The sequence below is a fragment of the Shewanella sp. VK101 genome (assembly GCF_056497865.1).
In genome coordinates this window covers 20622-39535 of record NZ_JBSSWS010000002.1, presented here as the reverse complement: position 1 = coordinate 39535, position 18914 = coordinate 20622, and the positions used below count along the sequence as shown (strand labels likewise).

Genomic DNA, 18914 nt, shown 5'->3' with positions numbered 1-18914 from the left:
CCATGTTTCCTCAAGCATGCCACTTAATCAGAGAAGCCTTGGAAATGGCGCCGTTCATCGCTGAGATCAATGGCCAGGACGACTATGACAAGGCGCTTGCCACCATGGACACCTTGATCGATGATTACGAGGCAAATAAACACGTTATCAACATGCTTTCAATAACCATTGAACGCTGGGAAAGTAGTGCCGATGAATTTGCCCAATTTAACCAAGCTGTCGAGGAAGCAGACACCGGCATCGCCTTGCTGAAAACGCTGATGGATCAATATCAACTTGGCGTGAACGATTTACCAGAGCTTGGTACCAAAGCCAATGTCAGCAAGTTGCTTAACCACACCGATGGCAAGAAGCTTACCAGAAACCACATCGAGGCCTTGAGCAAGCGCTTCAACCTCTCGCCAGCAATGTTTTTCTAAGCCTCGCTCAGTAAATTAAAAGGAGACTCTCGGTCTCCTTTTTTATTTCTAATTTCCAGTTTCTAGAACGGAAGCACCGAGCCAGAATTGGACTCAATGGATATTGAATCACAAGCCGACACAGGCAACAGTGGCGAGATTATAAATGGCATACCTATTTGGGTTGTTGAACAGTAACCTTGAAAAAATCTTTCATTGTTCTTGCCTGCAAAGGCGGCATTTTTGACACGCACAGCCCCAGGAAGTCTGCCCCCGGGTTCCCCCGGTTAAGCCGGTTCCTGAGCGTCTGCACTTCGGTACCAACCGGATCACGTTCATAAAGCAACACAAACAGGCCTCCTACCTGGAGGCCCATTTCTTCCATTGCGGCCTTGATGGCCAGCCTGGAATGTTCAGCAAATCCCGTTTCGCCGTCTGATTTCTTTGGCACTGTCTGTGTTACCGCTGCTTTCATCTGCTCGCCATCCTACACAAATCAAAAATGATTTTCACCTCCACAAATATAACTCAAAGAAGAGTTGCAAATCAAAAATGATTTTCACCTCCACAAATATAACTCAAAGAAGAGTTGCAAATCAAAGATGATTTGATATAGTAAATCATAAATGAGTTGCCTTGGTTGCGATAAAGGGTTGCTAAGCACATTTCAAGTAAACAGAGGATGCGTTACGCGGCGCTCACCGGAAGTTCTGTTAAAGTATAGGGGATGTATGGATTATACAACTGTGAAAGTAGCCGAGCACATGATCACCACCGGCAGATACTACAGTGCTGCCCTGCTCGGCAAAGAGCTTGGAATGTCAGCCCAGCAGGTAAGCGGTAAGCTGTACAACATCCGTACTAGCTGTCGCTATCAGTGCGAAGTTACTGCTCTGCCAAATCGGTTGATTAAGATGTTGAGCATAAACGGCAGAACAAGTACACGCACTCAATTAGTTAACGCCTTTTTGAAACTGTTATAGGAAACGCTATGGGCACCCTGGCAAAAGTATTTAAACAAGAAAATCTAGTCCCTGTCACAAAGGCAAAATACAAGGCAATTCGCCGTGCTGTGGATCGGAATATGCTGTTAGATATGACCAGGGGACATTATGCTGCAGGTGATAAGTATGCCTGGGTCATGAAAACCGAGCCGTCGCTGAATGGCACATATCTGCTGGTAGAGCATTATGAGCCTAAGCCGGAGGGCGGCCTTGCCGTTGTTTACAAAGCCGATAAAGCGCTGCTTGAGGCTTTTGAAGCGCTCAGTATTAAGTGATGCTAAGCAGAAATAATCAAGGAAACCGGATTATGGCAACACGCAAACACGGAGACTCTCGAAATCAAAGGCTTGAAAAGAAAGAGGGGCAGTTTAGCTCTTGGGAGTTCACAGTCTGTGAGCGTTTCTGTGAAAAGTGTAACGGCTGGGGTGAAGTGCGTGGGCTTGTAAATATTAATTTCTGTCCAACTTGCGAGATCCCGTTTGATAAATCCTGGTGGGAAGTTTGCGAGAAGCGCAACCACTAACAGTTCAAGGAAACAAGGAATGGATATTGAGAGTCGTTTAGCAGAATGCCTATCAAGGCTACCAGAAGGTGTCTCTGTTGAGTATGAAATCATCCAAGGCGTTGTTAATTGGAGAATTACTGAGAAACCAGTAGCTTTAACTTTAGAGCAGGAGCAGAAGATCTTGTCAGAGCTATATGAGGTTTTCAACCCAGGTTTCTCTGAAGTCGAGGAAAAAACGGTATGACACCGAACAGCAAAGCTAGGGCTCTGGCTAAAAAATGGCGCTCTGAAAATCCTGCACGTGTGGGTGGTGTAGTGTTGGTGTGGGAAGGAAAGGTCTATGGCTGGAAAAACAAGCTCAGAGATCCGTCCAGCGAACGCCCTGGTGTTATCGCTGTAGATGATGAAGGACATTTGTTTTTGGCCGAGGGCGGCAATGACGACAACGGCGCGTCTGTGTGGACTGTGATAAACCAATCAAATTAAGGGAATTCGAGCATGAATGTTTCACAGCGGTATCTGTCATGCAATAAATCAACAATCATGGTTCGGGTTCCTGGGTGTAAACAGCGAAATTTCCATAGGTCGAAAACCCAAGAGGCTATCAAAACAAGAAATGAGCTTTGCGCATCAGTAGGACTAGATCCCTATGCTAAATATCACCCTCAAGCCGGGCGCATACACACTCAGTCTCACGGGGACAAGACAAGCGATCTACCAGTCGGCATCTGCTTTGGGCAATACAAAAAGATACTTGCTGATGGCTCTGAGCAAACCTATCAGAGAGTTATTGCGCTGGGATTCCCTGGTTCTAATCCAAAAACGAAAAGCTATTCCGTGAAAAAATATGGCGAGGCCCAAGCGATAGCCTTGGCTATAGCTTGGCGTGAACAGTCTCAACCAAAATGAGCTAAAGGAAACCCAGGTATGGCCACTGAACATCATTTGAAGATTGACCCTGAGCTATTTGATGCTGTTCGTCGTCGAGACAAAACGGCGGAAATCAGGCGTGATGACAGAGGATTTAACATTGGTGACGTCCTGATTATTTATCCGTTCGATCGTGAGTCCGGCCAGCGTGTTGGCACAGATGAATGTCATCGCGTAGTGACACATAAAGTCGATGGCGGACAATTTGGAATTGAGGCGGGTTATTGCCTGCTCTCAATGAACTAATCAAGTTAAGGGAAACATATGAAAAAGCCTCAGCAAATATACAACCTGAAAATTCCTAATGATGACTATAAAATCGCAGCCGTCATGGAACGTGATAAGGCAAACTTTGAGTCTGCTAATATTTGGTTATACGTGGGTACTGATGGCATGAAGCCAGAATTTGCTAAAGTAGGGATTACGATGGGTGATCTGGGATCTCGCTCATATTGCACCGGCAATCCCGACTATTATCTGTTCTGCGCTTTTCAGTGCAATATCCACACAACGAAATCAAAGCTTGAGAGCATTGAAGCTGGCGCTCTAAACCATCTAGACAGCCTGTTTCCGAAACATCGGGTGCCTCACCGGGAGTCGGGAACGCTGTCTGAGTGTTATAGAGGCATTGATTTTGAGACATTTCTTATCAGCCTTAACGACTACTTGCTTGATAAGCACCACAACGATTTTCAGACTGTCGAATACGAGAATGCAATAGGGATTGTGGAAGGGTATGCGCTTGTATGTGAATTTAACAACAGTATCTTGCCCCGCGATGAAATAAGCCGTTTTCAGCGTTTGTTCATACGATATTACTAAATGATCAAGGAAATCCCGTTGGAATTAAATCTTGGCTGCAATAGGCATTGTGAGTGGCGGTTTGATGCTAACGTGGAACAAGGAGCCTCTGGTCACTGTTAGAAAATTTCGCCTTCCGGTTAAGCCTGTGAATCCTGAGAAAGTAGGTAGCGAGAAGCGCAACCATTAACTGTTAAAGGAAATCGTTTTATGGGGTATATAAGAACATACGGCAGTGCTACAGAAGCACCAAAATATAGTTGCAATTTTGGTGTACCGGCCTGGTCGGGATTGCATGAATCAGAGTTTACTGATGCGTTAGTGATTGAATTGCGAGAATTCATAAAATTTGAAGCAAGTCGGCAGGGCCATAACGACAGCGCTCAAAATCGAATAGGAGAGAACGTTCAATTCTTTCACGATGGTTTTCTTGATGGATGGCCTCAAAAATTATGGGGAGTGTTCTATCAAAAGGGTGTTCAAGAGCAGAATGGGACGAAAAAATAAATAATGTCAAATAACCAGATGAATTCTGAGCAGTTCAATGTGCTTGTGAGACTCTGCCGAGGGAATGAAGAAGCTCCTAGCACAATAGCTGCAAAAATGGTGTTGGTTGAGAGAGCTTCAAATGATGCCGTTAAAGCCTCAACCGGAGTAAGTAAAGAAAACTTATATGATGCAGTTCAGCGCTGGAAGGAGAAGGATGACTTGATCAGGCAGGCGTATGGGCCAGACGGTAGTAAATTGCAGCAGTTTGATCTGTTGGTGAAGCTTTGTCGGGGAGATAGTGAAGCTCCCAGCACATTAGCTGCGAAAATGGTATTGGTTGATAACATACAGAATCAGATAGTGAAAAACGCGATAGGTATCAGCAAGCAATCTTTGTATGATGCGGTTCGTCGCTGGAAAGAAAAGGATGATTGGATTAAGAAGGCATATTCAGAAAATGACAGTTAATGATCAAGGAAACAGCATGTACCAGGATCCACCCAAGCCCTGCCCGATTTGTGGAGAACGGCTGATCCCCCATGATGGGCCAGAAGATGGCCCGGCGCAAAGCTGGGCTCATCCATGTAGCGATTGCCGCATTGGAGGCATGGAGGGCATTAAAGAGCCTCAACTTATAGCATTGCACGTCCTGCATTGGGTCAATGGCCGAGTAGCCGGGTGGTCTACGATGAGTGAATCTGAAATGCGAGCGGCCCTGTCGGACATTGAGGACGAACTCGAAGCAGCCGAACTGATATAGGAAACATATTTAAAAAATGAAAGCTACAGCGACAGCATTTTTACCGGAAACACTTTCCCAAGAGGAAGTAAGTTGGCTCATTCATTTTCGCAAAGCCAAGACCATAAATACTCTAGAGCTTATGACTGAAAGGGCTGAACGAGTCAATGCCGGTAACCTCAAAGTATTGGACGACATCAATACCGGATTCTGTGCCAGGGAGCAGGAGCTTTTAATGTTGAGTTGAGGTTTAGGCTCATGAATTGTCAGATTTGCCTAAGCTATTGGCAAAGTGGTATTAGTTCATGGAACCTTTAATGTAGGAGGCTATATCATGTATAGACCAACCGCAACATATCGAAAACAACCTGATGTTATGAAATTCTTGACCGCGGCAGTCATGCAATATTATGGCTTGCGAGATGATAACGCACTGCCACTTGGTGCATTCTATGACAAACTGTGGGACTTGAAATTTAGGCGGGCGCCTGATGGTGGCATTTGGTATATCCCTCATGATCTAGAATCCTTAACAACTCTTCAAGCAGAAGAGCCAATTCTCAGAGAGTTTTGTCATGCTCTTATTAACGGTGGGGAGATCACCTTCGATGGTAAGACAATACCTTTCGAAGCCATAGACGAATCTATGAACGTTTTGCTTCCCCAGCTTTAAGCGGCATAGTGGTTAATCAAATTTTCATTATGACGGGAGATATGGATGGAGCAAAAATTATATGAACTACTCAAGCCTTGGGCTGGCATTTCGACCTGGCATACAACGCACCCTATGGATCGTGATCGCTTCAATGCTGTAATGCACTCAATTGTTTCGAAGTATGGGGGAAATGTCGATATTGAAGCGTTTCAAAGGGCTCTAAGACAACATGCTGAAAATAATCCGGCTGTTCTTGGCAATCCTGAGCATTGGGATAAGGTTATCGACAAATACACTCTCCTTGCTGAGTCTATTTTTGAGTATGAGAATGCGAGATAGAGCATTAGAAAGGGTAGTTTGCTCATGAGGTAGTTCCCAACTTCACGGGAATTTCATGCGCTTCTTGCCCTTTTAACAGTCCTATTTTCCTGTTACTTGCATCGACCCAACAGTATGATTGCCGTGCCTTCATCGATGCGCAACAATCTCACAATTCGACCTGGCTCAATGTCAAGCTTTCGTAAGCGTTTGAGTAATGCCTCTACGCTGTTGAACCCTGCCCCCTCTGATGCTTCAGACAGTGAGCGTTGATATAGGCCCAGCAAGAAGCCAATGACTAATTTACGTTTTTCAGGCTTGGTGAACCACGAACGAAATGTGGGGCCGGAGACCCCTGAAATTTCGCTATTCAGAGGGTTGTCTATACCCAGGCTAGATGCAATGTCCTGCAGCTCCGCATCTCCATCTAGCAGCGCTTGCAATGAGGGGTCGTAATTGATGGCCATAGTCGCTAGCGATAGCAGATCTCGGTGAGCACTTCTGTTCTCTGCGCTGGCCCACAACTTAAGGGTTTGCGCCTGGATGTCGAAGAGGGATGCGATCACTTTTAGATTGTCTTTGAAATACGGCATCATTATTCGGTCCTATAAAGTGTTGGTTGCTGGCACCAGCCCTGCATAGTGTATCGGGCGGAGATCTGCCTATTCAATCTGGTTTACCCTTTGCGCTGCTGTAACAGGGCGAGCTTGTCTGCTAGTGTCATTTTGTGGGTAACACCTCGCAGGGCTTTACGCTCAATTTGTACCAAAACCGCTTGCACCTCGGATAGCAGCCCCATGTAAACGCCAATGGTATTTAGTGCATTTGTCAGTTGCAACTTCATTCCCGCTTGGCGAGGCTTCCAGTATTGGGCGATGTCGTACTGACAAATTCCCCATGGCGCCGAATAGATCACACGCTTAAACTCTGACAGTGCCTCATCACGGGATAGCCCTTCTGTGGCCACTAGGTTCTCTACCTGGGCGAGTATAGGGCTCCAATCAGCCAGAACGTCATCGAGATGGGTTCTGATTGACTTAACCTGTTTCAGGGCTTCTTGGCAGGCTGCCAGGTATTTAGCTGGCTGAGCTTTAAGAGCGGCAACTTGGGCAACAGGCAAGATCTTACCCAGGATATGATCTACGTTGCTTATGCCGGTGAAAGTATGTGAGAGCCAAAGATGACAGACTTTGCCTTGGGTGCCGACGCTAACCTCGTCAGTATCAAACAACATCTTCAATAGGGATGCAGAATGTTTGAAGAACATCGCGTGTACCGCAGCCTTTGTGGTGTCTGACAACGTTAACAGGTTTTGACTGGTGACCGATAACAAGTTGGTCTCTAAAGCGACGGCGCGGCGCTGGGCGTTTCGGTGGCGGCGGATCACCTTCAGCACTTCTACCTTGTCTTTACGGTGCTGCTGCATTGTGATCGCCCTCGGGTGGGCTAACACCTCTTTAACCGACATAGACTGAAAGGCAAAGAACCCCATGCCATTGAAGATGTGAGTGCGCTTCAAAATGGCCTTTAATTGCGCCCAATAGGTTTTATCAATTGAGATCACCCCATGAGACAATAGGTTTTCTGCAACATGGGTACCCGCGTAAGTGCGAACGTGACTCGGCTTGTAACCGCGCAGGTGACGCTTATGGATCATTGTGTGCAGATGATCGTCATGGATTTCTAGGGCCTGCTCAAGGCCGCCTTGATCCTTCCAGACTGCTAGACCTTTTTTCGATAAGAGGATGTTTTCCAGAGCTTCTGTATCTGTGGCAAGCAACTCTGCATCGTGGGTACCAATGAATGCCTCACTGTGTGAGTTAAAATCAGGTACTAGCATTTTGGCCTGCTGCTGGTGGGCAAGGTGAAGTCGGCTATCGACTTGAACCGGATAGAAAGTCATGCGGGTATTGCCGCGTAGAGCAATACCTTTGTTCATTTTGGTGACGCGGCGGGTAAAGTGGATAGCGGGCTTGGCCACTCGAGCATTGGCATGGTAACCAGCAAATAGCGCAGTTGGGCGTAAATGTTTTACGTCTCGCTTCATTGTGAGTACGGCACCAAACCTCTCGGCTACCAATGCCTGCACCTTGGCTTGTGCCTGCTCTATAGAGCAACGAATGTCTGTGTCTCCTAGTTTTTCACAGAACATGCTTAGCGCCTCTTTTGTGTACTGGGCGATCTCGGTTAATAGACCGTCATTGGTCAGCAATGCCTCGGTCTGTGATTGTACGGCTTTGCCATCGAGTTTGAGCGTAAGCACGTCGGCGCCGATATAGTTAATACGAAATGCCCTGGCGCCAAAGTCGGTATCTACAATCACGTCGCGAGATGAGCAGTAGAAGTCTGCGTCGATAGCGTCGACTGCAAATTTAACCTGGTAGTCAGCTTCGACCTTAGCAAAGTGGTCCGCAACTCGAACCTTGCTGCAGTTGAAATCCTCTTCAAACACATCATAGGCATCAAGCGGACGCTGCCATAGGTCCAGAAGCTGAAGGGGCGACATGGCGTGCTGCTCAGGATCTTCTACCTTGTAGATCGGCATCATGACCGCTTCAGGTAGCTCTCCGTTTACCAATGATAGCTTGCCATGCTTGGCTTCATATTCTGAGTTAAGCTTAGGGTAGGGTATCCACCCCTTACCGCTGGAGAGCTGGTGCCAGATGGCTAGTGGACGGTAAGGCGCTGCACCTATGCCGTCGATAGACCAACGGAACGATAGTAAGAGTGCATGCTCTTCCGAAAATAGCTCATTAAGGCATGACGGGTCCTGAGCACACTCTTTATACATCTCGAGGAAGCTACGCTTAGTTTTAGGGCTGATGTATGGATCATTGGCAATGTCGGCGTAGCCTGGATGCTCGAGCTCGCGGCCTTGGTCCACCAACTCCTTAAATTCAGCCGCAATTCGAATCGAGTCGAGGCTTAACTGGGAAGCATAACGCACCATCTTTTCCAGGTGTCGCGGTTTCAATGTATTGGGCTGCAAGGCGATTCGGTTGAAACCGACAGGATCATACGCTCGCGCGTGCAATGCACGGGCATTCATATCTGAGGCCAGTCTAAACAGGAAGTCGCGGACTCGCAGAGCACTCTCAGCACCGAGAACGTTCCAGCGTGGCAAGGATGATAGGGCGATAGATGAGTTATCTCTAGCCGCTACCATCGTGCAGTAGACACAACCAAACCTGGCGCGTCCGTTGCAGCCATTGCTGGCCGTTGAGCCAATTGAAATTTCGCACGTTTCATTGGAGCCATTGCCGTAGATTTCCAGCAGCAAACCAAAGTCCGGCAGGAACGCAGGTAGGCCGGTAACTCCGGCTACCTTGCGAATAGGGCGCTCACCCGCTAGGCGCAGCGCGTCGAAAACTTGCTCAGTTTTCCAATGCTTTATTGGAGCAAACTTATAGAAATTGAACTTACCAACTGTGACACTGCTCAGCTCCGCCAGCAGTTGCGCGTGCGACTTCTTGGCGATCCCCTGCTTGCTCATATTGTAAGCTCGACGTTTGCTTTCTTCCTCTCTTGAGCCCACACACGTGATCACCTTGGCTGACTGATACTGTTCAGCTGTTTCCGAACACTTGGAGAATCGTTTTAAAAGGGTCTTAACATGGCGCTCTGATGGGTCAACCTTCAGAATGATTGAGCAGTCCCCGTGGCGGGTGGCCAGCGGTATCAGCTTCTGTCCACCAGCAAATTTAACAAAATACTCGTCATTCATTGACGGCCTTACGATGTCATAGTGCAGGTTAATGCCGTGCTGTTTGGCGTATGCCAGTAAACGAGTACGGCAATATCTTACGTACATTTTCATCGGAATGACTTCACCGCCGGTGTCCACGGTTGAAAGAATTAACGGACGTTCAGCTTCGATGGTACCGGCTTCTCTCGCTTGGCGGTAAGCTTCGATCCCCATTAACTCTACAATCGTTGAGTCCTTACCCTGGCTCACCGGCAGGTGCAGGACCACCAATTCAGATTCGATCAGCGTCCGTAGCTCTGCAACACCTACCCGGAACATATCCATGATGTCTCGAAGCGACAGGTCTTCGTTCTGTTCGAGCTCAGCGATAGATGACACGTTCATGATGTCAATTATTTGCTCTGGCGTGACCATTACTGCTGCATTCATGTTAGGAGTACCTGTTGGATTTCGATGATTTCATTGTGCCATGAACAGTATATATTGCAATTTCAATTTTAAAATATATTGACGATGGGTTCAAAATATACGAAGATTGCCCCATCGAAATTTCAAAAAGGTCACTACTATGAGCGTTGCAGAATCTATCCAACTACCTTCAAATACCGTCATGACGTCGCCTGTCGGTACCACGTTGAAATTGGCTTTATTCCAAGGGAAAGAAGGTATCGCGAAATTAGGGGTGACGGGCTACGAAGGGGTGATCACGTTCAAGGAACTGGCTGATCACTTTCAGATCGAAGCCAATTCCGATCAGCTCAACGAGGAGCTTAAGAAGCAACGCGATGTAGACCAAACTCGCGTCAAGGGGCTCAAAAATTATTGGGAATCAACAGAAGGTGCGGTATTCCCAAACATGACAATTTTTGCCAGCGAGCTGTCTGACGTAGAGGAGTTGACCGTGGGCGGGCGCCAGATGGTCCTCGCCTCCCTGGACCCGTTAGCAGATCGCTTCCTATGCGATGGACAGGGGCGCACCACGTTTATTAAATGGCTACTTGAACAAGCTGATACTGAGCAATTTGCTGATCACACTGTGAGTATCAAGCTGATAGTGACCCACACTGAAAACCTATCGACACCTAAAGCCATCAAGATCATTAAGCAGGTATTTGCTGATTACCACTGTCGACTCATGAAGCCTAACAAGTCGATCAGCAAGCATTTTGACACTGGTACCCCATTTGCCCGATTTCTTAATGAGCTGTTAGAGATAGATGCTGGTGGACTCATTAAACGCCGAGTGGCTCTGCACGGCAAATTTAAACGTGGTCACCTGTGGACCTATGACCAATTTACCTCCGTGGTGCAAAAGTTCTTAAATGTCACGCCCGCGACGGCCAACAAACTGCTGCAGAGTGATGACAATTATCAGGCTTCTTACGCTTTGTGCGAAGGGTTCCTGACACGGCTATTCGCGATCCTGCCTGTAGAGAACCTCGATACTGATGACTATTCCGTCGTCCATGAGAATTCGATGTTTACCAAGGCGATTTTTGCCAATGCTTGCGGATATGTGGGGCGATCAATCGTCGATGAGATGTTGATTGATGACACTGTTACCTGGGAGAAACTAGCAAAACCGTCAATGCCGATCCTCTCGAAGGAGGATAAGTATTGGCAGAAGAGTCGAGTCACTATGGATGACAACGGCGCCATTAAGGTTATCAAGGGCACCGATCGCCGTATCGGAGCGCTATTGTGCCGTGAGATGCGAATTCTCCCTTGTGAAGCCCTCTCAGCCTAAGGAGTTCGTTATGCACGTTGATCTACTGGCCTATCGCTGCCCTAATGCGCAACTGTTCCTGAATCAGCTGCTGCCAAGCTTCATTGAGTCGGGAGAGGCGGAGCTGCGTATATCGAGCATAGAGCCCTCACTAGAGCGAAGCCTTCGCCAGCGAGTGGCGCACCTGGACCTCAACGTAGAAATCGATGCTACGATCACTGAAACGCCAATCAGCGATAAGCATCGAGACGCGTGGAGTGCTGATTTTGATGAGGAAGACTATGGCGATGTGTCGGTGATCCGTACCTTTGCGATCCGGCGGGCTGAAGGAGTCATACTTCATTTGAAATAGGGGGCTAAAACCTCTGAGTTGGAGAAAGACATCGCCGCGGCTCACGAGTCTCTTATCGAGTACGCTTTGGAGAATACCATGGCAAAGTGGTATTGGTTCAAGAAACGATTACTGCGATGAAGTCTAACTTACCACTGTGTTTCCAGAAGAGTCGGTTTGGCCAGGGACGTCGTAGTAGGTCAGCCGCCTCTTGCTTGAGTTGAATTCCAATACTATCATTACTGTGTTTTTATACAGTGAATGGAAAATAACAATGAACGTCTTACCTATCACCGTTAGCGCGGGCGTTTTCGGGTTTCCCTCTCCCGCAGCCGATTACACGCAATTGAAATTAAGCTTAGATGAGCTTTTTGTTCAGCATCCATCTTCTACCTGGCTAGCTGTCGCTGAGGGGGAGTCCATGAAAGGGATTGGGATCTTTCCGGGCAGCATTTTAGTCATAGATAGACGAATTGCGCGCAAAACAGGCGATGTGATTGTTGCAAACCTAAACGGCGAGTTCGTTGTCAAGATAATTGATCTCGAGAAACGGTTGTTGTTATCGGACAATGACGATTACCCGCCGGTTGCAATCAACGAGTGGGATGTGTTTTCTATTGAAGGGGTTGTTATAGGCAGCTACAAGCCATTTAAGCCTCTCAGACAGATGATTTAGGAAACTAGGTCATGCTGGCATTGATCGACGCAAATTCGTTTTACTGCTCTGCAGAGCAGGTATTTAGACCTGAGTGGCGTGGAAAGCCGATAGTAGTGCTCAGCAATAATGATGGGACTGTCGTGGCCGCAAATAAGCAGGCTATGGCGTTAGGTATAGAGAAGTTCAAGCCGTATTTCCAGTTGAAAGCGATCTGCGACCGCCATGGTATTCAAGTGTGTTCCAGTAATTATGAGCTGTACGGGGATCTCTCGGAAAAGATGATGAGTGTGATCGGACGATTCGGACCAGAGGAATTTTTGTATAGTATAGACGAGATCTTTTTGTCATTTAAAAACGTAACTATCAAAGACTATCAGCATCATGGCCATCTTATAAGAAGGTCAGTGTGGCGTGAGACTCGATTGCCTGTTTGTGTTGGCTTCGGCCCGACAATGGTGCTTGCGAAGGCTGCTAACCATGCTGCTAAGAGGTTACCTGATTTTTCCTGTGCCGGCGTATGCGTTATAGATGATGAAACAGCCAGGTTAAAAGTATTAGCCCAAATGAAGGTTACCGATGTATGGGGTATTGGTAGTAGAATCGGTAGACAGTTAACCGAAATGGGGATAGAGACAGCAGCACAGTTAGCTTCATTACCAGCCAAATTAGCTCGACAACGATTTAGCGTTGAGGTGGAACGGATCGTATTAGAACTGAATGGGATTAAGGCCAAACAATGGGATGGAAACGTTACCACGAAAAAACAGATTTTCTCTACGCGTAGCCTCGGGCAAAGGGTGACAGATATAAACGGTCTTAATCAGGCACTACTTTACCATGTGGCCATGGCCGCGCAAAAGGCGCGCGCGCAAAGCAGTGCTTGTCGGGTAATGATGATGTTTGCCAGCAACTCCCCCTTTGAAGATAAATCCTTAGCAGTTGGTTTTAGGCATGTTATTCATTTCGACGTGCCAACGAATGACACTCTGGTAATGTCAAAGGCAGTGTCTAAAGCCTTGCCACGACTGTTTAAAGAGGGGGGGCGATATTATAAGGTCGGTATAGGTTTGTTCGAGTTGAGTTCTACTGTGAATCGTCAGATGAATCTGTTTGTCAAAGATGAAGGACTGGGCAATGAACCCTTGATGAAGGTCTTTGACGGGCTCAATAACCGCTTTGGCGTGAAAACGATGTTTGTCGCAGGACAAGGCATTGAACAAAAATGGGCGATGCGTCGTAGTCTTTTAACACCCCAGTACACGACAAACTGGAGGCATTTGCCTTCGGTGAGTTGCCGGTAATCTTCCCAGGGGTATCATAAGTAGATGAGAGCTAATATCGTGGGTGAGTAATATTAGGTTTATTGCCCGTTTCCGTGAACCTCAGTCTGGGCCTTGTGACACGATGATCAGGAGGCTCTGCTGAAAAATTGATATGAAGCAATGGAATATCTGCGCAGAAGAGGGCACGATAACATCGAGTTGGCCCTGTCCGCTCTGAAAGCTGACGCAGAATAATCGATCGGGGCCGGACACGCCGGCCCATTATTCAAGGAAATTATCCAATGTGTAATGTTTGCTTTGATTGTTCTGATCAGAAAGATTCGGATTTAGTTGCAGACACAGGTGTTTGCTCAAAATGCGGTAAGGTCACTGACTGTTGGGATCACGATTTACTGGCCTGTTACAGACAGTTTGGCGTAAGTGACGATTTTATCTGGTCTAGGCTGCCGCGCCTTCTAGACCCTTTTTTGGACGGACAAAGAAGCTCAATGCTGGAAATTGGTAAAATTTTATCAGTGTGCATAGAGGCCGAGAATCGGCCATCAAGCAAATTTGAAGCTGAAGCAGCCGGCTGCTGATCGATAATGGTCTTGGTGCTATGCAGAGCATGAGTTAAAGAAAAAGAGTAAAAAATTATTCTTCTCCTACATTAGGGACCTGTGAGAGTGGTCGAATTACATTTCTCACTTTCTTGCCAACATAAGTGCTTTTTCGGCCGATGATAAGGACAATCATCGGATCTTCAAAATTGAGACCTTTCCCCCAGCTGTTGTAGTCTTTTGGCGACGGTGTGGGGTAGTCTTCAGGGTGGGTGTGCCATTCACCGAGATACTGCAAGGTTCCGTTTGAGCGTTCAAAGGCTTGGTCCACGGCTTGTTGGTGATGGGGCCCCCGTCGGTCTACTGAGTGCCTGGATCGTTTGTCTCCCTTCCCGGGCTCCGTAACCTCGCATACCACCAGATTGCCGGCACGACGTTCACCAATCAGCACACCTGCCGCCTCCTTATCCCACAAACGTGATTGGGTGAAACTCTTCATCCTGGAAAAGGCGGATTCTTTGATAACGACAAGGAGCTCCTCGTCAGCTACCATATCTTTGTAAGTGATATCAGATTGGTGCATTGCAAATTGAACAGTGGCTTGATGGTTGGATTTTCTTGGGCTTCCGAGTTCTCCCGCCGGCCGACACATGCTCGGTGTAATTCCAAGGCAGCTCACTCCCTAATGCGTACATCACTGCTTGCTGCATGATGCCAGCAGTGATAATACTCACCCCTGCATGGTATGGCGTGTAGGTGTTACCGCAGCTGGTCCTGGTTTCCTTTCGCCTATCAATACCCTCCAGCCTACGATCTTGCTCATTGGTGTAGAAGGCTGGATCCGAAATTAGGCACCCGTAGCAGCCTGAGCCATCGTCGATGAGCACTTTGGACATTCGGCCATTGCCGTCATTCCACCCATGGATCAGCATAGGCCTATCGTTTTGAGGCAACATACGAATGACTGCTGCTAAGCGCTTTGATATAGGGGGGCGCCCAGTAACATCGATGACAAAATCGAAGGCGCGCAGTGCTTGGATGGTGATTGGGAAAACTTCGCCTTTCCCCTCGATATTTGTAACCAGGTGGCAATCATGACGCAATTTCGTGGCCATTGCCTCGGCTTTGTTCTGTCCAAATGCCTGGGTGCCCAGAATATGCCGACCAGCATTCTGAGGTTTCATCGTATCCGGATCGAAAACATGGAGAAAACCTCGGCCGCAGCCGGCGCCCGATCTCATCAACAGATCAGCAGCATAGCCACCGATTGTGCCACAACCTATTAGGGCAATTTTCTTGTCAGAGAGATTACCTTGCTCTGGGTTAGGATTGTTCCTGGAAAGGATCCATTTCGCCTCAGCATTCTCAATCTCTATTCTGTGGAAACGTTCGCACGCTTGCTTGCCTGAAAGCGCAATGATCAGCTGCTTGTAACTTCTCGCAGGCCTCCGGCGCCGCTTTCTGTTGTGGGCAGCGAGTGCCACGGCGCTTTTGTTCAATTGGACAAATACACCGATCATTTCCTGACCGGCCACATCCATCACAAATAAATGAGTACTGCCAGGTTCTTCAATCAGGCAGTCAATCAGCTTGCTCCTGGTGGGGTTATCCACGTTCCCAAGCCAATCAAGTACCTGGCCGAGGTTGCATGGCGGCCAAGCCACTCCAGCCAGCTTAGACGGCCGAACCCGCAAATAGTGTGCCGGATACTTTTGAACGGGTTCGTCAGCTAAATTTCTTCGCTCCATCCAACTGGCAAATTCGGTTGCTTGGTCATCGCTGTAAACGACAGACTCCTTTCCCGTCACAGCATACCATAGTTGCTTATCCTTTGTCGGACGAGAAAGCAGAAATGCTTTGTATTGCCCATCCCAATATGACGCAAACTCCGGCTCGATTTCGGCATCTGACTCAGCACCGTCTCTGCGTGACATCGAGTTGCACAGGGTGGTACAGATTTGCTCATCTATTGCCGTGTAAAGGGGGCCTAGGTGATTGGGGTCCCAGTCAGCCTCCATTTGTTCGACATAACACAGGTAGCCTTCGTGGTTGATGTGCGGTACAAGCTGGTTTGAAAAGCCTTCCGGAAACCCGATGAGGTACGGCTTGGGGAGCTCAACGTGCGGATCCTCTTTCAGGTGCAAACCCACCTTGAAAGTACCAGCTTCAGTGAGGATGTCTTTGGCGTAAACCCCGCCAGGACACTGGCGGTGTAAAACCGAAGTTTGGGGAATATGCTTGGCCGGGAGAAACCTGTAGCCCAGGCCAAGCAAAATTTGGTGGAGTTCTGACACCCCTATACCTTCGAACCACTGGACATGGTGGGGCTGATTTTTACAGGTTTTTGGGCTTGGCTTGGTGGATGCGTGAAGGCTGGGGCCGAAGCCGTGGCGATGGACTTGAGGAGCCCAACGTTCGACACACGGTTACCGTACATGCCGGCCAAGAACTGTATCGCTTGATCTGCTGTGCTGGCATTTTCTGCCGCAAGCAGCCGTTCATGCAATTTCCTGAGGGCAGTGACAATTGCCCGCTCTTGCTCACCGTGGCTGCTCTTGGATGGGAACAGCGGCTTTTCGTCGGTATCATCAGGACTTTCTACCCCGCTCTCGAATACCCCAGGGAGATGAGAGGCAACCAACTTCATGGTATCACCCAAATTCAGCCTGTTGTGCGGGTGCGTATCGAGCACATCCACTGCAGCAGCCATCAAACAAATAGATGACGGACCACCACCATGCGCCCACTGTACGTCGCGCCAAGCCTTTAGGAACCGGCAAACCAATCTGAGTTCTTGGCCAATGCGCTCACAACAATCTTTAAACCAGTCCTCAACAATTTGGGGGTCGCTCAACATCCATTTCTCAGAGCCTTGGCGGATTGCCAGGTTTACCGAGTTTTTATCGAGCTTGCTATATCCTTTTTTCTCAGCGTCATTTGTTCGCCTGGATATGCTTTCATACAGCTTGTCACTTGATTCTAAAGTTGCTTGCTTCTGTAAGAACTGCTGCTCAGGTATAGCATACATAGGCACATCAATATGAGTGTGCAAACTTGGTATCTTGATTCGACCGCATGTCCGCTTTGCTTCGAACTCCCAGCCCTGATTATCCTGAACTAGGGACTTCAAAGCCGTATCCACCAATAACAACAGCAGCTTGTGACCGATTATCGGTTTTTGAAAAAGCACCATCGGCAAATAGGCGCCGTCGTCGATATCCATTTCCTGAGGGGGCGTAATGTACGGCAGGTTGAGGGTGTCGTACTTGAAACTGCCTTGGGTCCAGAAACGCGGTGTCAGCCTCATAAACTGCGCCTTGGCTTCCGGGGTCATGGCACCTATCAGCTCCACAAACTCTCGCTTAGTTTCATCATCCAAAACCGAGTACCAAGATGCTTTGGACTCAAATAGCGCCTGGTAGCTTTCCACCGAGTAGCTCTGTTGACCCAGTTCTGCTACTAAGTCTTGCACTTCCTTAAAGACGTCCTTAATCCGCTTACGGACCACGGCGCGAAGTGTGACTAGGTTGCTTTGCATTCCAGACGGCAACAGCAATTTGGCGATGAGGCCATCATCCTGATCGCGATAGTACTGGTCCAGATTCCAATTAGGCATTGTGAGTCTCCTTAGCTGGCCTGGGGCCGTTTGTAGGGGGTGACAGGGTGTTCGAGGATTTCTTGCAGCGTACTGCTTTGGGAGTATGCTACCGACGCAGCTTGTTTGCCGCGGCCAGCTAGGTTCCTCAGGGTTGATTCGCTGGCGTTATCCAGCGTGATCTCGTCAGCTGCCTCATGCGGGACAGAATCATCAATCTCGACGAAATTGTCCACGGCACCATGGAAGTTGAGCTCTCTGCGCAGCATGTCCGTATGAAGCTGTTGGTTCGCGGCCATTGTAGTGAGCAACAGTTTCTCACCGAACCCCCACAGGCCCATATACCCGCCCTGGGTTACCTTCGATGGCTTGATACAGAACTCTTCCCCAGCTGTTCCTACGTTCAGGATCCTCACATCTTTGCCCGTGGCTTGAGGGAAGTCGTGCTTCATGTTGCGAAAAACCTCATGAAAGCCTATGAAGCTGGGATTGTTGGCCACTAACCCTCCGTCAGCAAAGTAGGTTTCCAGATCGGCACAGTAATGCGGCTTGAAGTAGGTTGGGGCCGCTGATGTCGCCATGGCTGCATCGAGCAGTTTTAGGGTGCCATCCCGGGTGAAGGTGGGATCATGAGGGGTTTTGAAGAAAAGAGCTCGTCCGGTTGACAGGTTGACGGCGGGCACCATGACTCGGTGCTGAAGATCATTGAAGACGGCGTTTTCTCCCACTATGTCGGCTACGAGCTTCGCCAAGGGTGCACTGTCATATTTCTGTTTGCGCAGTGTTAACCATCCCTTTCGGAAACCTGATTTCTTGGGGAAAATATTGGCTGCGTTTTCAAAGAAGACCTGCTTCAGCTCTCGGGCACTTTTTCCTGAGGCTAAGCCCAGGGCCAGGATCCCACCGATGGAGGTGCCGGTGAGCAAGTCAAAATACTCAGCTATCCGTATATCTTGGTTGCCGGTCTGTTCGGCCTTGATCTGCTCCAGCTGCGCCAGCACCGAGATTGTGTAGTAACCTCGAGCACCACCACCGTCTAAGCTTAAAACGTTGACCTTTTCAGTCATATCCCATACCCATCATTGAGCTGTCATTGAATTGGATATATGGGGACGATTTTTAACCACTCAAGGGGGAATGTTAAAATATTTTCATAGAAATAGTAGGCGTTTAATCATCTTTATCGGCATTGTTATTAGCCTGTGGGAAGAGGCCCCTCCTACTAATACGAAACAGC

Annotated in this window: 23 protein-coding genes; 16 read left to right on the top strand and 7 right to left on the bottom strand. The window is 48.2% G+C overall.

Annotation, left to right across the window (positions count from 1 at the left end; genetic code table 11):
- Positions 1-2 precede the first annotated feature (2 nt).
- Positions 3-419, top strand: a complete 417-nt coding sequence (locus ACSHSR_RS22265; protein ID WP_086904558.1) for a helix-turn-helix domain-containing protein — start codon at positions 3-5, stop codon at positions 417-419.
- 154 nt (positions 420-573) lie between these two features.
- Here the strand turns inward: ACSHSR_RS22265 and ACSHSR_RS22260 are convergent, their stop codons facing one another.
- Positions 574-873: a hypothetical protein gene (locus ACSHSR_RS22260; RefSeq protein ID WP_123115321.1), complete on the bottom strand. Its 300-nt coding sequence runs from the start codon at positions 871-873 to the stop codon at positions 574-576.
- A 516-nt stretch (positions 874-1389) separates the two neighbouring features.
- Here ACSHSR_RS22260 and ACSHSR_RS22255 point away from each other — a divergent pair.
- The 11 genes from ACSHSR_RS22255 to ACSHSR_RS22205 all read left to right on the top strand — a co-directional run bounded on the left by ACSHSR_RS22255 (position 1390) and on the right by ACSHSR_RS22205 (position 5860).
- On the top strand, positions 1390-1677 hold the full coding sequence (locus ACSHSR_RS22255; protein ID WP_086904561.1) for a hypothetical protein: 288 nt from the start codon (positions 1390-1392) through the stop codon (positions 1675-1677).
- A gap of 267 nt (positions 1678-1944) precedes the next feature.
- Positions 1945-2151 (top strand): hypothetical protein, encoded by a 207-nt coding sequence (locus ACSHSR_RS22250; RefSeq protein ID WP_086904563.1) that lies wholly within the window; start codon positions 1945-1947, stop codon positions 2149-2151.
- A complete protein-coding gene (locus tag ACSHSR_RS22245) occupies positions 2148-2393 on the top strand; it encodes an antirestriction protein ArdR (protein ID WP_086904564.1) in 246 nt (81 codons plus the stop codon). The genes ACSHSR_RS22250 and ACSHSR_RS22245 overlap by 4 nt, the downstream gene beginning before the upstream one ends.
- Before the next feature lie 12 nt (positions 2394-2405).
- Positions 2406-2816, top strand: coding sequence for a hypothetical protein (locus tag ACSHSR_RS22240; RefSeq protein ID WP_164489352.1), 411 nt, complete (start codon positions 2406-2408; stop codon positions 2814-2816).
- An 18-nt stretch (positions 2817-2834) separates the two neighbouring features.
- Positions 2835-3083: a DUF3850 domain-containing protein gene (locus ACSHSR_RS22235; RefSeq protein ID WP_086904566.1), complete on the top strand. Its 249-nt coding sequence runs from the start codon at positions 2835-2837 to the stop codon at positions 3081-3083.
- Between the two features lie 18 nt (positions 3084-3101).
- Positions 3102-3659: a hypothetical protein gene (locus ACSHSR_RS22230; protein ID WP_123115319.1), complete on the top strand. Its 558-nt coding sequence runs from the start codon at positions 3102-3104 to the stop codon at positions 3657-3659.
- 189 nt (positions 3660-3848) lie between these two features.
- A complete protein-coding gene (locus ACSHSR_RS22225; RefSeq protein WP_123115315.1) occupies positions 3849-4145 on the top strand; it encodes a hypothetical protein in 297 nt (98 codons plus the stop codon).
- A 3-nt stretch (positions 4146-4148) separates the two neighbouring features.
- Positions 4149-4595: a hypothetical protein gene (locus tag ACSHSR_RS22220; RefSeq protein WP_123115314.1), complete on the top strand. Its 447-nt coding sequence runs from the start codon at positions 4149-4151 to the stop codon at positions 4593-4595.
- A gap of 308 nt (positions 4596-4903) precedes the next feature.
- Positions 4904-5113 carry a hypothetical protein gene (locus ACSHSR_RS22215; RefSeq protein ID WP_086904567.1) on the top strand — a complete coding sequence of 70 codons (210 nt, stop codon included), beginning with the start codon at positions 4904-4906 and terminating at the stop codon, positions 5111-5113.
- Positions 5114-5200: 87 nt separating this feature from the next.
- The gene (locus tag ACSHSR_RS22210) at positions 5201-5539 is read left to right on the top strand and encodes a hypothetical protein (protein WP_479631552.1); all 339 of its coding nucleotides are present in this window, start codon (positions 5201-5203) and stop codon (positions 5537-5539) included.
- Positions 5540-5584: 45 nt separating this feature from the next.
- Positions 5585-5860 carry a hypothetical protein gene (locus ACSHSR_RS22205; RefSeq protein ID WP_208162916.1) on the top strand — a complete coding sequence of 92 codons (276 nt, stop codon included), beginning with the start codon at positions 5585-5587 and terminating at the stop codon, positions 5858-5860.
- A gap of 92 nt (positions 5861-5952) precedes the next feature.
- On the opposite strand, the gene ACSHSR_RS22200 is transcribed toward ACSHSR_RS22205, so the two are convergent.
- Positions 5953-6435 carry a hypothetical protein gene (locus tag ACSHSR_RS22200; protein ID WP_479631551.1) on the bottom strand — a complete coding sequence of 161 codons (483 nt, stop codon included), beginning with the start codon at positions 6433-6435 and terminating at the stop codon, positions 5953-5955.
- A gap of 80 nt (positions 6436-6515) precedes the next feature.
- Positions 6516-9974: an adenine nucleotide alpha hydrolase family protein gene (locus ACSHSR_RS22195; RefSeq protein ID WP_479631550.1), complete on the bottom strand. Its 3459-nt coding sequence runs from the start codon at positions 9972-9974 to the stop codon at positions 6516-6518.
- Between the two features lie 139 nt (positions 9975-10113).
- Here ACSHSR_RS22195 and ACSHSR_RS22190 point away from each other — a divergent pair, with 139 nt between their 5' ends.
- From ACSHSR_RS22190 to ACSHSR_RS22175, 4 genes are all read left to right on the top strand, one after another.
- Positions 10114-11292: a DGQHR domain-containing protein gene (locus tag ACSHSR_RS22190; RefSeq protein ID WP_479631549.1), complete on the top strand. Its 1179-nt coding sequence runs from the start codon at positions 10114-10116 to the stop codon at positions 11290-11292.
- A 10-nt stretch (positions 11293-11302) separates the two neighbouring features.
- On the top strand, positions 11303-11623 hold the full coding sequence (locus tag ACSHSR_RS22185; RefSeq protein ID WP_345860582.1) for a hypothetical protein: 321 nt from the start codon (positions 11303-11305) through the stop codon (positions 11621-11623).
- A 253-nt stretch (positions 11624-11876) separates the two neighbouring features.
- Positions 11877-12278: a LexA family protein gene (locus ACSHSR_RS22180; protein WP_086904568.1), complete on the top strand. Its 402-nt coding sequence runs from the start codon at positions 11877-11879 to the stop codon at positions 12276-12278.
- 11 nt (positions 12279-12289) lie between these two features.
- Positions 12290-13561 (top strand): Y-family DNA polymerase, encoded by a 1272-nt coding sequence (locus tag ACSHSR_RS22175; protein WP_123115312.1) that lies wholly within the window; start codon positions 12290-12292, stop codon positions 13559-13561.
- Positions 13562-14176: 615 nt separating this feature from the next.
- Here ACSHSR_RS22175 and ACSHSR_RS22170 read toward each other — a convergent pair.
- From ACSHSR_RS22170 to ACSHSR_RS22155, 4 genes are read right to left on the bottom strand one after another with little or no spacing between them, the layout of a single operon-like run.
- Positions 14177-14665, bottom strand: coding sequence for a Mov34/MPN/PAD-1 family protein (locus tag ACSHSR_RS22170; RefSeq protein ID WP_123115311.1), 489 nt, complete (start codon positions 14663-14665; stop codon positions 14177-14179).
- Positions 14652-16376 carry an E2/UBC family protein gene (locus ACSHSR_RS22165; protein ID WP_123115310.1) on the bottom strand — a complete coding sequence of 575 codons (1725 nt, stop codon included), beginning with the start codon at positions 16374-16376 and terminating at the stop codon, positions 14652-14654. The genes ACSHSR_RS22170 and ACSHSR_RS22165 overlap by 14 nt, the downstream gene beginning before the upstream one ends.
- Positions 16377-16378: 2 nt before the next feature.
- Positions 16379-17698: a CBASS cGAMP synthase gene (locus ACSHSR_RS22160; RefSeq protein WP_123115309.1), complete on the bottom strand. Its 1320-nt coding sequence runs from the start codon at positions 17696-17698 to the stop codon at positions 16379-16381.
- A gap of 11 nt (positions 17699-17709) precedes the next feature.
- Positions 17710-18744 (bottom strand): CBASS cGAMP-activated phospholipase, encoded by a 1035-nt coding sequence (locus ACSHSR_RS22155; protein WP_123115308.1) that lies wholly within the window; start codon positions 18742-18744, stop codon positions 17710-17712.
- Positions 18745-18914: the final 170 nt, after the last annotated feature.

Bases quoted from the DNA above. Each gene is read 5' to 3' on its own strand.
- ACSHSR_RS22170 (WP_123115311.1), bottom strand. From the start codon at position 14,665: ATGCACCAATCTGATATCACTTACAAAGATATGGTAGCTGACGAGGAG.
- ACSHSR_RS22225 (WP_123115315.1), top strand. From the start codon at position 3,849: ATGGGGTATATAAGAACATACGGCAGTGCTACAGAAGCACCAAAATAT.
- ACSHSR_RS22235 (WP_086904566.1), top strand. From the start codon at position 2,835: ATGGCCACTGAACATCATTTGAAGATTGACCCTGAGCTATTTGATGCT.
- ACSHSR_RS22210 (WP_479631552.1), top strand. From the start codon at position 5,201: ATGTATAGACCAACCGCAACATATCGAAAACAACCTGATGTTATGAAA.
- ACSHSR_RS22155 (WP_123115308.1), bottom strand. From the start codon at position 18,744: ATGACTGAAAAGGTCAACGTTTTAAGCTTAGACGGTGGTGGTGCTCGA.
- ACSHSR_RS22265 (WP_086904558.1), top strand. From the start codon at position 3: ATGTTTCCTCAAGCATGCCACTTAATCAGAGAAGCCTTGGAAATGGCG.
- ACSHSR_RS22180 (WP_086904568.1), top strand. From the start codon at position 11,877: ATGAACGTCTTACCTATCACCGTTAGCGCGGGCGTTTTCGGGTTTCCC.
- ACSHSR_RS22175 (WP_123115312.1), top strand. From the start codon at position 12,290: ATGCTGGCATTGATCGACGCAAATTCGTTTTACTGCTCTGCAGAGCAG.
- ACSHSR_RS22205 (WP_208162916.1), top strand. From the start codon at position 5,585: ATGGAGCAAAAATTATATGAACTACTCAAGCCTTGGGCTGGCATTTCG.
- ACSHSR_RS22190 (WP_479631549.1), top strand. From the start codon at position 10,114: ATGAGCGTTGCAGAATCTATCCAACTACCTTCAAATACCGTCATGACG.
- ACSHSR_RS22215 (WP_086904567.1), top strand. From the start codon at position 4,904: ATGAAAGCTACAGCGACAGCATTTTTACCGGAAACACTTTCCCAAGAG.
- ACSHSR_RS22260 (WP_123115321.1), bottom strand. From the start codon at position 873: ATGAAAGCAGCGGTAACACAGACAGTGCCAAAGAAATCAGACGGCGAA.
- ACSHSR_RS22255 (WP_086904561.1), top strand. From the start codon at position 1,390: ATGGGCACCCTGGCAAAAGTATTTAAACAAGAAAATCTAGTCCCTGTC.
- ACSHSR_RS22250 (WP_086904563.1), top strand. From the start codon at position 1,945: ATGGATATTGAGAGTCGTTTAGCAGAATGCCTATCAAGGCTACCAGAA.
- ACSHSR_RS22160 (WP_123115309.1), bottom strand. From the start codon at position 17,698: ATGCCTAATTGGAATCTGGACCAGTACTATCGCGATCAGGATGATGGC.
- ACSHSR_RS22200 (WP_479631551.1), bottom strand. From the start codon at position 6,435: ATGATGCCGTATTTCAAAGACAATCTAAAAGTGATCGCATCCCTCTTC.
- ACSHSR_RS22185 (WP_345860582.1), top strand. From the start codon at position 11,303: ATGCACGTTGATCTACTGGCCTATCGCTGCCCTAATGCGCAACTGTTC.
- ACSHSR_RS22245 (WP_086904564.1), top strand. From the start codon at position 2,148: ATGACACCGAACAGCAAAGCTAGGGCTCTGGCTAAAAAATGGCGCTCT.
- ACSHSR_RS22195 (WP_479631550.1), bottom strand. From the start codon at position 9,974: ATGAATGCAGCAGTAATGGTCACGCCAGAGCAAATAATTGACATCATG.
- ACSHSR_RS22220 (WP_123115314.1), top strand. From the start codon at position 4,149: ATGTCAAATAACCAGATGAATTCTGAGCAGTTCAATGTGCTTGTGAGA.
- ACSHSR_RS22230 (WP_123115319.1), top strand. From the start codon at position 3,102: ATGAAAAAGCCTCAGCAAATATACAACCTGAAAATTCCTAATGATGAC.
- ACSHSR_RS22240 (WP_164489352.1), top strand. From the start codon at position 2,406: ATGAATGTTTCACAGCGGTATCTGTCATGCAATAAATCAACAATCATG.